Source organism: Vreelandella sedimenti (genome assembly GCF_013416325.1).
GTDB classification, from domain to species: Bacteria; Pseudomonadota; Gammaproteobacteria; order Pseudomonadales; family Halomonadaceae; genus Vreelandella; species Vreelandella sedimenti.
This window is the reverse complement of the sequence record NZ_JACCGK010000027.1, coordinates 1-15,265: the sequence shown is the minus strand read 5'-3', so window position 1 is coordinate 15,265 and position 15,265 is coordinate 1. Positions and strand designations below refer to the sequence as shown.

At 53.4% G+C, this 15,265-nt stretch carries 10 protein-coding genes and 1 pseudogene; 5 read left to right on the top strand and 6 right to left on the bottom strand.

Features of this window, described 5'->3' with window-relative positions:
• Positions 1 to 271: 271 nt before the first annotated feature.
• On the top strand, positions 272 to 892 hold the full coding sequence (locus HZU72_RS21950; RefSeq protein ID WP_101146478.1) for a tyrosine-type recombinase/integrase: 621 nt from the start codon (positions 272 to 274) through the stop codon (positions 890 to 892).
• 256 nt (positions 893 to 1,148) lie between these two features.
• Here HZU72_RS21950 and HZU72_RS21945 read toward each other — a convergent pair.
• Positions 1,149 to 2,032, bottom strand: a pseudogene (locus HZU72_RS21945) (DMT family transporter).
• A 217-nt stretch (positions 2,033 to 2,249) separates the two neighbouring features.
• Between HZU72_RS21945 and dsbD the strand changes: the two are divergent.
• From dsbD to dsbG, 3 genes are read left to right on the top strand one after another with little or no spacing between them, the layout of a single operon-like run.
• Positions 2,250 to 4,157 carry a protein-disulfide reductase DsbD gene (dsbD, locus tag HZU72_RS21940; protein ID WP_235270499.1) on the top strand — a complete coding sequence of 636 codons (1,908 nt, stop codon included), beginning with the start codon at positions 2,250 to 2,252 and terminating at the stop codon, positions 4,155 to 4,157.
• Positions 4,154 to 4,978, top strand: a complete 825-nt coding sequence (locus HZU72_RS21935; RefSeq protein ID WP_041158406.1) for a TlpA disulfide reductase family protein — start codon at positions 4,154 to 4,156, stop codon at positions 4,976 to 4,978. Before dsbD ends, HZU72_RS21935 begins: the two co-directional genes overlap by 4 nt.
• A gap of 26 nt (positions 4,979 to 5,004) precedes the next feature.
• Complete coding sequence (dsbG, locus tag HZU72_RS21930) at positions 5,005 to 5,787, top strand: thiol:disulfide interchange protein DsbG (protein WP_225733647.1); 783 nt, start codon at positions 5,005 to 5,007, stop codon at positions 5,785 to 5,787.
• Positions 5,788 to 5,798: 11 nt separating this feature from the next.
• On the opposite strand, the gene HZU72_RS21925 is transcribed toward dsbG, so the two are convergent.
• Together HZU72_RS21925 and HZU72_RS21920 are read right to left on the bottom strand one after the other, a co-directional pair.
• Complete coding sequence (locus HZU72_RS21925) at positions 5,799 to 7,106, bottom strand: ATP-binding protein (RefSeq protein ID WP_172117336.1); 1,308 nt, start codon at positions 7,104 to 7,106, stop codon at positions 5,799 to 5,801.
• Entirely contained in the window at positions 7,103 to 7,780 is a 678-nt protein-coding gene (locus tag HZU72_RS21920; RefSeq protein ID WP_087108432.1) for a response regulator, read from the bottom strand. Before HZU72_RS21920 ends, HZU72_RS21925 begins: the two co-directional genes overlap by 4 nt.
• Positions 7,781 to 8,069: 289 nt before the next feature.
• Between HZU72_RS21920 and HZU72_RS21915 the strand changes: the two genes are divergently transcribed.
• Positions 8,070 to 8,975: a L,D-transpeptidase family protein gene (locus HZU72_RS21915; RefSeq protein WP_371829555.1), complete on the top strand. Its 906-nt coding sequence runs from the start codon at positions 8,070 to 8,072 to the stop codon at positions 8,973 to 8,975.
• An 883-nt stretch (positions 8,976 to 9,858) separates the two neighbouring features.
• Here HZU72_RS21915 and HZU72_RS21910 read toward each other — a convergent pair.
• The 3 genes from HZU72_RS21910 to dsrO are packed head-to-tail and all read right to left on the bottom strand — an operon-like array spanning position 9,859 to position 14,936.
• Positions 9,859 to 12,954 carry a molybdopterin dinucleotide binding domain-containing protein gene (locus HZU72_RS21910; protein ID WP_039857575.1) on the bottom strand — a complete coding sequence of 1,032 codons (3,096 nt, stop codon included), beginning with the start codon at positions 12,952 to 12,954 and terminating at the stop codon, positions 9,859 to 9,861.
• Entirely contained in the window at positions 12,947 to 14,176 is a 1,230-nt protein-coding gene (gene nrfD / locus HZU72_RS21905; protein ID WP_041158403.1) for an NrfD/PsrC family molybdoenzyme membrane anchor subunit, read from the bottom strand. Before nrfD ends, HZU72_RS21910 begins: the two co-directional genes overlap by 8 nt.
• On the bottom strand, positions 14,160 to 14,936 hold the full coding sequence (gene dsrO, locus HZU72_RS21900) for a sulfate reduction electron transfer complex DsrMKJOP subunit DsrO (RefSeq protein ID WP_039857572.1): 777 nt from the start codon (positions 14,934 to 14,936) through the stop codon (positions 14,160 to 14,162). The genes nrfD and dsrO overlap by 17 nt, the downstream gene beginning before the upstream one ends.
• Positions 14,937 to 15,265: the final 329 nt, after the last annotated feature.

Genomic DNA, 15,265 nt, shown 5'->3' with positions numbered 1-15,265 from the left:
CTCCATTTTTAACAGTTAAGCATTTATACGCTGTGATACAAAATGAACGTGACGGCACGTTCAAGAATATTATCTAGCGCACTACGCTTATCCTAAACTATTGGAATCATTGAATATTAATTATATCTTGACAGCATAACACGCATGAACTTACCAGCAGCATTTTCCAGAACGTCCGCTCAGGGTCGAGCCCTGACCATGAATTAACCTTAGCACATGACGAGCGTGAATTGAGCCATTCTTTGACCTCCACCTGATGGAGGATCATGCTATGAACTTTCCGACTGAAATCTCATTTACACCTTGGAATAAAGGCAAGTTGGTTGGGCAGAAGGCGCCTCTGCGCCTTCGAGATATCTGGGCCATACGTGTGCGCCTACAGCTTGCCAAAAAGACGAGAGACCTTGCCCTCTTCAATTTAGCCATTGATAGCAAGTTACGTGGCTGCGACCTTGTCAATTTACGAGTTCGGGATATAGCCCATGGTACGTGCATATCACCACGTGCCATCGTAATGCAGCAAAAAACGCATCGACCTGTCCAGTTCGAAATAACCGAGCAAACCCGTAACGCTATTGAGGACTGGATACAGCTGGCTCAACTCAGAAGCGAAGATTTCTTATTTCCCAGCCGAATCAATAGCGCAAAGCATCTCTCCACGCGCCAATATGCCCGTATCGTGAAAGCCTGGGTCACCGAAATAGGTTTAGATGCTTCAATGTATGGCACGCACACGATGCGTCGTACAAAAGCTTCGCTGATATACCGTCGCACGAAAAACCTTAGGGCAGTGCAACTGCTCCTGGGTCACACAAAGCTGGAAAGCACCGTCAGGTATCTAGGAATAGAGGTAGATGATGCGTTGGAAATGGCAGAACAGACAGAGGTTTGATAAGGATAAACGACGGCCTATTTCAGGTCGTCGTTGCCCGGCCAATAGCGGAAATTTAGTAAGTTTTGATATAATGGGTAGTTTGAGCGGTTTGGCTACTCCGCGCCTTCTGTAATATTTAGTTAGGCAAATATCAAATAAGCCAAGAAAAAACTCGTTACCTTTCTCTGTTCACCCTTCGCAAGTCGTCAATACCTACAGATAGCTGTAATCACAGCGTTGGATCCTAGATCAGAACGATAACCAGCTAGTGATTCTATCCGGAGGGTGGCCGTCCAGAGCTTGAAAAGACGCTCAGCGCGGTCACTGTGACTAATATCAGTCCCATACCCAGAATTTGCGGCCCTACCAGGGTTTCGCTTAACACCACGACGCCGAACAGCGTCGCGGTGACCGGTTCGACCATTGCGACAACGGAGGCCACGGCCGGGGCAGTATGTTTCAAACCAATGATATAAAGAACAAAAGACAAACCTGCGCCGAGTACACCGAGTACTGCGAATAGCGGCCAATCCGGCGTGCTCAGGACAGCAACCGTCTGGCCAACATCACTCGGCCAGATAAGAATACTGGCAAGTACCATAAGCGCGATAGAGAGAATAGCCTGCGGGCTACCGTGTGGCGCCGCATACTTGAAGCCGAAAATGAATATTGCGTAGGACAGTCCGGCAAGCAGACCAGCACCTACACCCATCGCCGTAACGCCACTCGCACCGACGTCATAAATCAGTGTAAGCAATACGACACCAAGAATCACTACTGCGATCGCGGCCCACTTCAGCGGCGTGGGACTTTCGAGCCTTAGAGCGAAGGATACGAGATATACGAAGACTGGGGCGCTGTACATCAATGTAGCCGCAACAGCAACGCTACCGTGCGCAATGCTTAAGAAATAGAACGAGAAGTTACCCCCTACGCCGACACCGGCGATGACTGACCAGAACCATAACCGGCGTTTTGTCAGGCCACTACTGTGTGGACGCAGTATTAGCCAGATGAGGACGCACAGTAGTCCGATCGCACCCGGTAGAAGGAAACCACGAACGCGTCCCAACCGTCGGCTATAAGGATTCCGCCGATCCCGCCAGATAACCCCCAGAAAAGCGCCGCCAGCACCACAAAAATTGTACTCGCACCCATCCTGTAACCTCGCTTCTCGTGTTGAACTAACATCGTTGACGGCGGGGAAGGGCGTCATGGGACCCTGCTCCGGGCCGCTGAAAGCAGTGCGTCGGTCACTGCCCGAGTATCAGGTAGGGCCGTCTGTACGCCAGCCAAGCCACTAGGCAGGAAAACCTTCATTTTCAGTTAATCCCCATAAGCCATCCTATCCAGCATCGAATCAGGAGTGCTGGAAATGCGAGCTATGAACAGGCCGATACAAGAGGCCATGTGCTTTAGGCTGGTGCAGTGGGTACTATTACTGGGGTTGCTAAGCGTTACCACAGTAGCCACTGCACAATCTTTTTTTGGCCAGCAGGAGAGCGTTCTTCCTCCAGAGCAAGTCTTCAAGCCAACACTTAGCCATGATGGCGAATCTCTGGAGATTGATTGGCAAATCGAGCCCGACTACTACCTTTACCGCCACCGTTTTTCTGCTGAAGCCGATGGGCGTGAGCTATCGCTGAATATCCCTGACGGGGAAACCATTGAGGACGAGTATTTTGGACGCTCTGAGGTTTATCGTCATTCGTTGAGTATGATCACCCAGCCTGGCAATGCTGAAACAATTACTCTTCGCTGGCAGGGCTGCGCCGATGCGGGCCTTTGCTATCCACCTCAGGAACAGACCTTTGACTTAGCGTCTGCTGGCCAGGACATATCCAAAACCGACGAACCATCGGATGCCACGAACGAATCCTCATTTGAAGAAAACCCTACTTCTGACCCAGAAATTACGATGGCAGAAGACCAGCAACTGGCGGCGCAACTGGCCGGAGGTAATTGGTTCTGGACGCTGGCGGCATTCTTCGGCATGGGGCTGTTACTGACGTTCACGCCTTGTGTGTTGCCGATGATACCGATCCTTTCGAGCTTGATCGCGGGGCGACGAGAGGTGGGCGAGAGCCACCGAGCGGCAGGCTTAGTGATGTCTACTGCCTTCGTCCTTCCCATGGCGGCCACCTATGCGTTACTCGGCGTGGCCGCTGCCATGGCAGGCGCCAATCTACAGATGCTGTTTCAGAACGTCTGGTTTATCGGCCTGTTCTCGCTACTGTTTATCGTTCTCGCCTTGGCCATGTTCGGCTTATTCGAATTAGAGCTGCCGAGAGCGCTTCGCCAGCGGCTTGATTCAGGCATGTCGCGTCAACGTGGTGGTCGCTTGAAAGGGGTTGCCATCATGGGCGTACTCTCTGCACTGCTGGTGGGTCCCTGCATGACCGCGCCGTTAGCGGGAGCGCTACTGTTCATTGCTGATAGTGGCAACCCCTGGTTGGGCGGCGCAGCCCTGTTATCGCTTGGACTCGGAATGGGCCTACCACTCATCCTGATCGGCACCGTGGGTAGCCAGCTTCTACCTAAGCCGGGTGCCTGGATGATTCGCATCAGAGCGCTTTTCGGCTTTGTATTACTGGGGATGGCGATTTGGTTTGTGGCTCGCGTAATACCTGATGCCATCGTTCTCGGCCTTTGGGGCGCTCTAACACTTAGCTTTGCGATAGCCCTCATGTCGCTTGCTCGGAACGAAGGCCTTAGTGGCATCACGTCTCAAGTCTTGACGGCCAGTGCAGCAAGCATAGCCATATGGAGCGCGCTTATGTTAATCGGCGCTGCCGGCGGTGCCTCTGATCCTTGGCGTCCGCTAGCGATTTTTACATCAACTAATGGAGGCTCAAACACAGCAGATTCGATGTCAAACAATGAGCAACCGCTTACCTTTGATGAGGTTGAAGATCTAGCCACGCTTGATGCCCGTATTGACCAAACCGGGGTTAGCGGCCAGATGACGCTCGTCGAATTTACGGCCGACTGGTGCATCTCTTGTAAGGTGATCGAACAGGAAGTTTTCGCTGACCCCACTGTTCAAGCCGAACTGGAGAATGTGCAACGGTTGAGCATCGACGTAACTAACTACGACGCATCTGACAAGGAGATCATGGAGCACTTCGGCATCGTTGGGCCGCCAACGCTAATGTGGTTCGGCTCTGACGGGCACGAGCGGCGCAGTGCGCGCATTATCGGCGAACTAGACGCTGACACATTTCTGAAGCGCTTCGATCAGGCCAAACAAACCGGCAGCAGTACCACTGGAGGTGGTTCATGAGTCCCCTGGATCGCAGCCTCGTTATCGGCCCGTTAGCTCTGAGCGTAGGGCAGCTTTTGCTGATGCTTTCGATAGTTATCGCACTGATCATCGGAGGCTGGCTAGGCCGCCGTCGAAAGGTCAACGTTGGCGATAGCATCTTCAATGCCATGCTCTTGGGTGTGATCGGGGCGCGACTTGTTTTCATCGTTCAATATGGCGAAAGCTACGATACGTTCTGGTCGTGGTTTGACATACGCGATCGCGGCTTCGAGCCGCTAGCGGGCCTTGTCGTCGCCTTGGTTTACCTTGCTTGGCGGCTATGGCGCCAACCTCACGAGCGCGGCCCTCTCGGGACAGCCGTAATATCAGGGGCTCTGACCTGGTCGCTGACGGCGGGGGCACTGACACTCATGGTATCTCAAGGTGCTAGCATTCCTTCGACGGCGTTAACCACGCTTAAGCATGACGAAGTGACTCTTCCCACTATGCTAAGCGAAGCTGATCGCCCCATGGTGGTCAATCTTTGGGCCAGTTGGTGCCCGCCGTGTCGACGCGAAATGCCTGTATTTGAGCAGGCTCAACAAGAGCGAGACGACGTGACGTTCGTGTTCGTCAATCAGGGCGAGAGCCTCAGCACCGTTAGTGCCTTTTTACAGCAAGAGTCACTCACCCTCGATAATGTCTACCTCGACCGGAACAATGCGCTCGGCCATGACGTGGGTGCCATGGCCATGCCCACCACGCTTTATTACAACGCCGATGGCACGCTTATCGACACCCACTTTGGAGAGCTGTCTCGCGCCACGCTCGATCGCAGTCTAGCGCGTTTCAACCTCTAACTCACCTCACTTTGGAGACAACACACATGGCCGCTTTCAACGCCTGTATGACACCACTACGCCTCACACTAACGCTTGGGACTAGCATTGCGCTGGCAACAAGTCTGCCTGCAACTGCCGCTGAGTGGCCCGCCCCTATTCAAGAGCTCGAACAGCAAGGTCTCACGATTCATGGAGAATTCGATGCGCCGGACGGGCTGACTGGATATGCAGGTAGTGCTCGTGGCCAGACGATTGCGGCATACCTTACCTCGGGAGGCGAGCATGCGCTAGTTGGTACACTGATCAATGCCGAGGGCCAGGACGTTTCAGCTGAGCGGCTAGAGCAACTCGTCAACGGTCAAAGAAACGCCGAGTTATGGCAAGAAATGGATAGCCAACACTGGGTGCGCGATGGCGATAAAGAGGCACCCCGTATCGTATATACCTTTAGTGACCCCAACTGTCCTTACTGCCGCCAACTGTGGGAAGACGCCCAACCCTGGGTTGAAAGTGGCGACGTTCAGGTTCGTCATTTGATGGTAGGTATTCTCAAAGCAGACAGCCCTGAAAAGGCAGCTGCGATACTCAATGCGGATAATCCTGGCGAAGCGCTGGCTGAGCATTACCGCAACGATGCCATGCCCGAAAATCAAGGGGATGACCAAAGCGAGCAGTGGGTTAGCGAAAACACCCAGCTAATGCGCGATGGCCAACTCTTCGCAACGCCAGCGACCTTTTATCAGGATGACAACGGTGACGTGCACAGTGTGATGGGTGCTCCCTCGCCCGATAAGCTTCGAGCCATTATGGGGAGTGATTCACCTTAATCTAAACGGGTTCAACCCGAAGTCAATTGAAGCGTCACTCGTAGCCCAACACCATTGCCAGATGCGAACGTCACTCGGCCTCCTGCCCGGGTGACAATCGCCTCGACGATCGAAAGACCCAAGCCACTACCTTTAGGATGATCTCCCCGATGAAAGCGCTCCGTCAGTCGGGAGAGGTGTTCGGCAGCAATGGTTTCACCTTGACTAGTGATATCGATGACTGTCATTCCCTTTGATTCCTGTACGGAAATCTCTATCGGCGCACCGGGTGCGCCGTGACGCATCGCATTTTCGAGCAGGTTGCGTAGAACCGTCACGAGAAGCGGCTCAGATAGGGCGACATGTACTTGGTTAACGCCTTGGGGATAATGACAATGATCACGGCTACCGGTTTCTGTCATCGCAGCCACCAATGCCCCCCCAAGAGGAGTAGGATCAGGACGACGGGCACGTGTGATGTCCTCACTTTCCATTCGCGCCAATAGCAAAAGCTGACCAAGCGTTTTCGTTAGTCGATCTACCCCAGCTTCAGCTTGCTGCATCGCTTCGTACTGCTGGTGACCGTCAACACGCCTCGCGATTTGCAGATGTGTGCGAACGGCAGTTAACGGTGTACGAAGTTCGTGGGCAGCATCGTCGGTAAAGCGCTGCTCCAATTCAAGCATACGTCGCGTTCGTGCCAGTAGCGTATTGAAACTATCGATCAGCGGGCGAATTTCACCAGGCAATCCATGAAGAGGTAGTGCCGAAAGGTCATTGTGTTCGCGCAGAATAAGTCGTTGTTGTAACTTGGCAAGCGGCGCAAGTCCTCGTGTTACCCCCCACCATAGCGCAACAAGACTGCCCACCAGCGCCAGTAGAAATGGGTAAAGCGCGGCCCGGCGAACCTGCAGCAGCAGTGCTTCTCTCTCTTTCAGACGATCAGCCACCGTAATACGCTTGTCGTTATCAACTAACGTGTAAACTCGCCAGCGCTGCCCGTTGTGCTCGCGATAACGATACCCCTCAGCCTCAACGGCAAGCACGTCGTTCATTTCCGGATGCGTACCCGCCACCACTTGACCACGAAGCGATGATACTCGACAAGCGATACCATCCAGCGAAGGAATCGTTGGCGTTTCATCTTCTGTACCGTTCCAAGACGTTGCTGGCACGCGATCCAACAAACCAGCCACCATTCGCGCCGATTGAGCCAGACGCTGATCCAGAGACTCTTCCAACTGCGCCGACAGGTCGCGCATTGACCATATGGCAGTGATACTCCATAGCAGCACGAGAGTAATTCCAAGTGTAGCAACCAGACGTAAGCGCAGATTCATGAGGTCGCATCACTGTTGTATTTGCCAAGTCGATAACCCAAACCTCGCACGGTTTCGATCACGTTGCGTCCCAGCTTGCGACGCAGTTGGTAGATGTGCACATTAAGCGCATTGCTTTCGATCTCATCATCAATACCGTAAAGGCAGTCCTTCAATTGATCGGCGCTCAGAATTCGCCCGCGAGCTCGAATTAATGCTTCCAGCAGCATTAACTCGCGTCGCAACAGGACGACGGGTTCTCCATCCAACGTGACGCTACGTGTGACGGGGTCTAATGCCAGGCTGCCGTGACGAATGGCGTGATCCACTTGCCCTGCCGTACGGCGTAATAACGATTGGAGCCGGGCTGTTAACTCGTCAAGATCAAACGGCTTGACCAAATAGTCGTCTGCGCCTCCCTGAAGGCCCTCGACGCGGCTCGCTACCGCATCTCGAGCCGTTAGCATCAGCACTGGCGTCGCCACGCTCGCATGACGCCAATGCTTCAATAACGTCAAACCATCTCCATCGGGCAATCGACGGTCGAGAATAACAGCATCGTAGTTAATGGTGGCTAGCGCGCCTTTCGCAGTATCCAAGGTGGTGACGGTATCAACCACAAAGCCGCTCAGTGCCAATCCTGCTTCGACGCCAGCCGCTACCGGGGCATCATCCTCGACCAGTAATACCCGCATACTTACTCCTCAAGGTCATAGAAAATGGTTTCTATCAGCAGTATGCCATTAGGGGATGAAGTTAATATGAGGCAGCCCCATTTTGCAGCCGATAGATCGAAACCATCCAAACCAACAACTAAACAGCATTATGTAATGCCAAAAGCCGCCATTATCCACATCCACGCTTCATTTACAGTTAATGTTCATCATGCCTAATGAGCTTTTGGTCGTATAGTGAGTAACGTTTCTTATGAACTCTTGCTTTGTAAAACCTGCAGTCAGTGGTCGACTGCTTCGCTGCGTATTCATGGTGGCATTGTGGCTTGCTTCATTTTCGGCTTTTGGCGAGACCTCACGGCCGCCAGGACATTATCTATTGCCTGAAACCGGCAATATCGTGGGTGAAGCTTATACCGTTCAAGTAGAGAACGAAGAGGATACCCTGCTCGATATTGCTCACGCACATGGTGTTGGCTACGAAGAAATTCGACGGGCCAATCCCGACACTAGTCTTTGGGTTCCTGGGAAAGGAACGCAGGTTCAGATTCCGGGGCAACACATACTGCCGGATGTAGAGCGTAAAGGAGTGGTTATCAATATCGCGGAGCTGCGGCTTTACTACTATCCCGAGGTGCAAGATGGAGAAACACCTCGCGTCGAAACCTACCCCATTGGCATCGGCCGCGATGGATTCGATACACCATTGGGGATTACCAAAACCACCATGCGCCTTGAGGACCCCGCTTGGTATCCTCCCGAATCCGTTCGTCAGGAAGCGGCTGAACGCGGCGACCCACCGCCTGACGTTGTTCCGCCAGGGCCCGACAATCCCCTCGGTCAGCACGCCATCTTATTGGATATTCCTGGTTATTTAATTCATGGCACGAACCAACCAGATGGCATTGGCATGCGCGCCAGTCGAGGTTGTATCCGTATGCACCCCGACGATATTAAAGCCGTATTTGAGCAAATACCCAACGGTACCCAGATCAATATTATCGATGAGCCGATCAAGCTTGGCTGGGACGCCGACCACTTGCTGTACTTGCAGGCATTTACTTCGCGTAATGAACAAGAAACGAGCATAAGCGACTTGCTGAATATCGTTAACAAAGCTGACGAACTGCCGGAACAAAAGCGCTCAAACATTGATTATGAAGTGATGCAGAAAGCGCTTAAAAGAGGTAGTGGACGTATAGAGCCGCTAATTTAACCCACTTTTTAGTAAATTTTAGCGGTTGTTATGGGTTCAATGTGGCCAAGTGCTTTCATAAGTGATGCCGTCACGTCCGTCGCAGGGTTTACTGTATCCTGGGATTCCCCTGCCATCCATACAAGGCATCATTTACAGCGTTCTTCAGGAATAAATGGGGCATTCAAAGGGAATAAAGTATGGTGGTAAGCAGCGAGAAACTCTTTGCAGAGTGTTAGTTAAAATTAGGCTTTAAGACAGATCATCGCGTGTAATTTCAACTTTGCTAAATGCATTAAGCACGGAGGCCTCACAAGGTACACTCTCATTGTTTGATTTAGGATGTTTGAAAGGATCGGCAAGCTCTAGGCTATGGCTAGTCAATTTTTGAACGACACCTTGGACGAGCCGAACGCTCCAAAGTCCTAGAGAAGTCACAGTACCAGCCCAGCACTGTAACCAGCTCGCTGACTATTCGTGCTGGCTGCTTATGGGAGTCTGGGCTGGATGAGCCGTGTACTTAAAGATGGTTCCCTATCTAGGGCATTTAGGCTCCACCACTTTTGGACCTTTGAACCTCGTCATCTGATGACACAAGATCATGCCTGTGGCTACGGCCTAATAGGCCAACAATTCCTCCGAGCACCCACTCATGAATGAATATAACGACCATATCGCCAGCAATTAGCAGATAAGTGACAGTTAAAATGTTGCGTTTCTAGTCAAGTTGATAAGTGTCCGAACCAGGCAGAGAAAAAATACTGAGTTAACTATAAACCGTTGGCCAGTTTTAATTGACCACTACAGCCTTAGCGGACACCCTTAGAAGCTCATGAGGGCGTCCTTGTTTTTTTCATTCCAAATTTGCAAAGCTAGCTGTATATATTCTATTGCTCTGCATTGGTTAGACTCGTCTAACTTTTACTGGTAAGCCTTGGCGCACGCTGGCCCCACTGATTGGCTCTAGCCAAGTGCCATCTACTTTCCGTGTGGGGTCTTGAAAGCCTAGGTCATTAATATTGATACCTGCACGCATCCAGGGCATATCCGGCTGGGATACCCCGTCGATGACATGTGGCGTGGCACCTAAATCCTTGTGGCCATAGCCGTGCTCAATGCCCAGGGCGCCAGGTATTACGCTTTCACTGACTAGTGCCAATCCCACAACGCTTCCGCCAGGGCTTTCTATGCGAATGGTATCACCGTGCTGGATACCAAAGCGCTCGGCGTCTTGGCGGTGCATTTGTATCGGGTTATAAGGCTTGATCATACGTAGCCGCTCACTCCCAATGGCGTAAGAGTTCATCAGATTGGATTTGAACGAGAAGGCTAGCAGCGGCCACTCCTGCTCAGAAAATATCTCGCGCATAGGTTGCTTGTTCGCCATCTGAGGCAGCTTATGGCAGGGGACGCCGCTATTGGGCAGGCCATTAGTGGTATCAATACTGGTGCCTACCGATTCGTTGTAAACACACAGCGTTTGCTTCCACTGGTATTTCAATTTTTCACCGATGAAGTGCTCGCTGGCATCTTCAAAGCGTCCACCCCGGGCATAGAGATAGGCAACTCTAGCGCGTTCATCAGATTTTAGCGTTCTTGCGATTTTAGGCAGCAGTGGGGCAATGCCTCCATGAGCAATATCAGCGTCATCTGCTTCTGGCAGTGGCTCTTCTTGAAAAGCGATATTGGCCGCGGCTCGCAGGTAGTAATCCTCAGCGCGATTGAGCGGGTGCAGATTTCCTTGGGCATCGGGAATTGCGTTGTCGCCAAAGCCGGGCAGACCCAGGCGCTTGGCCACGGCAATAAAGAAGCTGTCCATTGACACCGGTTCTCCCTCGGCGGTTTTTTGCTGGCGTGGCTCAACTACGGGCCAGCAGGCGGTGGTTAGTTTGCCGAGGGTGCCTTTCCACGCGCCAGTAAACCCCCACACCTCGTACATCACGGAATCAGGCACGATGTAGTCGGCGTAGCGGTTGGTTTCATTGATAAAGCCATCCACGGCGACAAAGAGCCCTAGACGCTTAGGGTCCTTCAGCTTGTCGACAATGACGCTTTTCAGACCGGCCTGACCATAAATCGGGTTGGCCATACAGCCAATCACCGCTTTGATGGGGTAAGGATAGCTATCTAGTGCAGAGGGTAGGTGCTCTGTGAGTGTCGGCGGTGCCAACGAGCGCCACGGCGCTCTAGCCGGGTAAGGATTTTCGCCTGCGGCGACTTTGCGCTGATACTCGGAAGACTTTTCGTAGGGGAAGCGCGAGCGGGATAGAAATACCCCCTGAGGTGCGCGCTTACCAGGAAAGTTGGCTAAGTCGTAGCGTGGGCCCTCGCCGGTACCGCTGTAAGTGCCGCCGCCCACGGCGCTGCCACCCTTCATGTTGTAGTTGCCCGCCAGTAAGTTCAGCATTTGCACGCTGAACGCGGCGTAGAAACCGTTACCCGACATCATGCCGCCGTGACAGTTAACAGCGGCTTTTCTGCCATGGCTGGCATAGCGGCTGGCCAATTCAATAATCGTCGCCTTGGGAATGCCACAATGCTCGGCATAGGTGTCTAGGTCGTACTCGTGGGCAGATTCGCTTAGCAACGTCAGGCTGCTTTTGACGGTCACGGTGGTGCCATCGGCAAGCTCAACCGGACGTTCGGCAAAGAGCTCGGCGGTCATCACCTCTTCGCTTAGCGCGAGTTCGCCATTGGCGACTACCATCGGCGAGTCAGCATCGTTATCCGCTTCCGCTAGGCCCAGGTCGCTGGCGCGAAGAAAATAACCTCTGCGGGGGTGTTCATAGGTGTCAATCACCAAATGAGTGGCGTTGGAGTGGGTGGTTTCGCCCGCTGCATTGGCGGCGGCTTGGCCGGGCAGAGCTAGGAAGTCACTAGCATAGCCTTGGTTGTCGAGTAGCCACTGGATGATTGCCATGGCAAAAGCGCTGTCTGTCCCAGGACGAATAGGCACCCAGCGGTTGTTGTCGGCTGCGTGGGAGGTGGCGGCATTGAGCGCTGGGTCGACCACCACGTACTCCAACGTACCGGCTGCACGGGCTTGGGCAATCAAGCGGCCTTGGCGTTTAAACGGGTTGCCCGCTTGGCTGGGCGCACAGCCGATATACATGATGAAGCGTGCGTTTTGGATATCTGGCTTAACGTGGGCGTTGGTGACAATATTGTTCATCACCGCGCCAGATCCCATGCGGAAAGCCAAACCACAGTAAGCGCCATGGTGACCATAATTGCGGGTAGCAAAGGCATTGAGGGTAAAGCGCTTGAGTAGGTCTGAACGCCCGTAGTCAGTGGCTTCCATCACCATTAATTGGTTGGCCTTGGGGCCATATTCAGGGTTGTCAGGGTCAATCAGGGTGTCGTGATCGCGAATATCGCGCAGTCCATCAACGTGGCCTTCGTTAAACAGGTCGCCGCCTTCGCAGATTTCTTCAATTAGCTGCTCAAAGGAGATTTTCTGCCATTGACGGCTACCACGTTCACCTACTCGTTTCAGGCAGTTGTCGACTCGGAAAGGGTTGGTAATTTGGCTCATCATGGCGTTGCCACGGGCGCAGGCGGTGGAGCGGTTTATCTGACCCTGTTCACCATAGGCGCTAACACTACGCAGTGCATCCGCCACCGGTGTACGCATAGGTAAATGGTCGTCGGCGGACAGCGGGTGGTAGGGATTGCCTGATACCCGCAGTACTTCGCCAAGGGTGTCATCGACCCTCACTCTCACGCCGCATCGGGTAGTACAGCCGTAACAAATAGTGAAGGCGACTCGCTGGCCGGGGGTTAAGGTGAGTTCGCCAGTGTCTAAATCGACGCGGTATTCTGGGGTCAGCGAGTTGCCATGAATATTGTGCCTGGGTTTTTCACCCGCGCTACCGGTAATGCCCTTGGCCATTTTTGCCAGTGGGTCGGCATAGCCCACGGCAAAGGTGGCTGCACCACCAGCGGCGGCAGCGCCTTTTAGAAAACGGCGGCGTGACGGGTCTTGAGCAGACTTAGACATGACTAGACGCTCCTTTTTTAGCGGTGAGAGGATGAGTAGAAGCATCTTGGGCAGCGTGGGTTGGCATTGCTATAAGGCCGCCTTGTTGGGCCTGTCGCCAGGGAATAAACAGTTCAATCAGGAGAATAACGGCGAGCCAGAGACCGAAGGTGCCAACAATGCCTAAAATGCCGGAAGAGCCGGCGGGAATACCATAGTGGTGAAATCCGGCACTATTGCGCGCCACATGCTGAACATCCATCAGTACCACCCAGCGAAACATCCAGCCCATGTGTATGGCGACGAGGCCTAGCAACCATGCCCAGGCAAACAGTGCTGGCTGGCTAGAGGTTGGAGCGCCGCTCGGCCCGGGCTGGCGCAGGGTAGGGCGAGTCAATAAAAACAACACGGCGGCAAACAGCGCGATGCCGGTAATGCCTCCCCAGAGGGCAGTGTTGCGCCACGAGGCGCTATGGCGCACGGATTCCAGCGCGGTGGCGACTGAGCCTACGTGGGCATTTACGCCATCTAAAAACCAGCTAAGCGCGATCAATCCTGCTAGCGCACAGGCCACTAGCAGCACATACAGCATCTGTCGTATAGCGGTTTGCGAACAAAGCCCACTAACCCTGTTCAGCACTAACACCAGACCGGAGGCGGCGATAAATCCGGTGGTCGCCAGCATGGGCGGTAGCCACACGGTGTTCCAAAGCGGACGGGCCTTTACGATTGCTAGTTCCGCACCGGTGTAAAGCATAATGCCGCTGGAAAGTCCCAGCGCAGCCAGACCTACCACCGCGACCATTGCTCGTGGCGTTGTGCCTCTGCCCAGTGAAAGCCAGGTGGCTAGCATGCCACCGAGTCCTGGAGTGCCGCACTGTGCCTGCAGCGCGGGCCGCCATGCCAACCAAGCAAGGCCAAGCACGCTAACCAAATAAAGCGGCAGAACAACGCTGCCAATCGACATCCACGAGTGGCTATTGGCGTAAGCGTAGAAGTGCCAGAACCGCAGTGGCTGGTGCAAATCCGCGAGTAACGCAACGGGCGCCACTAGCGTAGTGCTAACGCAAGCGATTAGCGCCAGACGTGCGGTAGGCAGCCAGGTTTTTTTACCGAATACCAGTGCTGGGGCGGCTAGCCATAGGCTGGCGTAGGAAACCGCAATCATAAAAAAGTACTGAACCGCCCACGGGTACCAGGCGATGTCATAGCGCGGTGCCAGTAGCTCAATGGTGGAATTCATAGCCCATCTCCTGACCGTGGGGGTCGAGTACTTCGAGCGCAACGGGCTCGGCCTTAGGACGCGTGGTGAAGCGCTCATCCATGCCTAGGTAGAACACCTGAGGAAGGGTGTTTTTTTCTGGTTGTAGCACCATCAATGCATCGCGATGTTCATGAATCATGCGGCTGATTTGGCTTTGAGGATCGCGCATATCTCCAATCACGCGGGCACCGCCTACGCAGCTCTCAACGCAAGCGGGCAATAGTCCGGCTTCTAGACGATGGGCACAGAAGGTGCACTTGTCGGCGGTTTGAGTGCGTTGGTTAATAAAGCGAGCATCGTAGGGGCAAGCATTGACGCAATAGGCACACCCTACGCAGCGGTCGCTATCGACCACCACAATGCCATCCTGCTGCTGGTAAGTGGCTTCTACAGGGCAGACCGGGACGCAGGGTGGGTTTTCACAGTGGTTACACAGCCGGGGCAGCATAAAGGTGGCTAATTCGCCGCTTTCCTGATGCTGTACTTCATACTGGGAGACCGTGGTGCGAAACTGTCCCAGCGGTGCAGCGTTTTCGATATGACACGACACCGTACAGGCTTGGCAGCCGATGCACTGGCGTAAGTCGATAAGCATACCGTAGCGTTTAGTTGGGTCGCCTTCGCGGCGGGCAGGTTGCTGATTAATGCCAGCTTGGGCAAGGCTTGAAAACGGCATCAGCGCAGCGCCTGCACTTAAGCGTGCCATTTGACCCAAGAGCGAGCGACGTATTGCGTCCATAGCGCCTCCTTGGCGAATTAAACGGCATTCGCAGGGCGAATGTCGGAATACCCTTAGATTACGCCTTTGCTCAAGGTAGAAAGTTGATACGTGTCAATGTGTTATGATATATCGCTTAATGCTCTCTTAATGTTAAATGACTAAGTAGCTGTTCTGTATATGGAATTTCATCTAGCATTAAGTAATTAGCTTGTTACATGGGAATTTTTTAGCGCGCATATGTAAAAAAGCGCTTGCCCCAATAAACATGGCAAGCGCTTTTTCTATGGTTTTGTTTGCTTAATAGGCACTATTAAATTGGTTCTTCGTCACTTCACGTGGATTTGGCC

Coding starts and splice junctions, on each gene's coding strand:
- dsbG (WP_225733647.1), top strand. CDS start 5,005: ATGGCCGCTTTCAACGCCTGTATGACACCACTACGCCTCACACTAACG.
- HZU72_RS21915 (WP_371829555.1), top strand. CDS start 8,070: ATGGTGGCATTGTGGCTTGCTTCATTTTCGGCTTTTGGCGAGACCTCA.
- HZU72_RS21950 (WP_101146478.1), top strand. CDS start 272: ATGAACTTTCCGACTGAAATCTCATTTACACCTTGGAATAAAGGCAAG.
- HZU72_RS21925 (WP_172117336.1), bottom strand. CDS start 7,106: ATGAATCTGCGCTTACGTCTGGTTGCTACACTTGGAATTACTCTCGTG.
- HZU72_RS21935 (WP_041158406.1), top strand. CDS start 4,154: ATGAGTCCCCTGGATCGCAGCCTCGTTATCGGCCCGTTAGCTCTGAGC.
- HZU72_RS21920 (WP_087108432.1), bottom strand. CDS start 7,780: ATGCGGGTATTACTGGTCGAGGATGATGCCCCGGTAGCGGCTGGCGTC.
- HZU72_RS21910 (WP_039857575.1), bottom strand. CDS start 12,954: ATGTCTAAGTCTGCTCAAGACCCGTCACGCCGCCGTTTTCTAAAAGGC.
- dsbD (WP_235270499.1), top strand. CDS start 2,250: ATGCGAGCTATGAACAGGCCGATACAAGAGGCCATGTGCTTTAGGCTG.
- dsrO (WP_039857572.1), bottom strand. CDS start 14,936: ATGGACGCAATACGTCGCTCGCTCTTGGGTCAAATGGCACGCTTAAGT.
- nrfD (WP_041158403.1), bottom strand. CDS start 14,176: ATGAATTCCACCATTGAGCTACTGGCACCGCGCTATGACATCGCCTGG.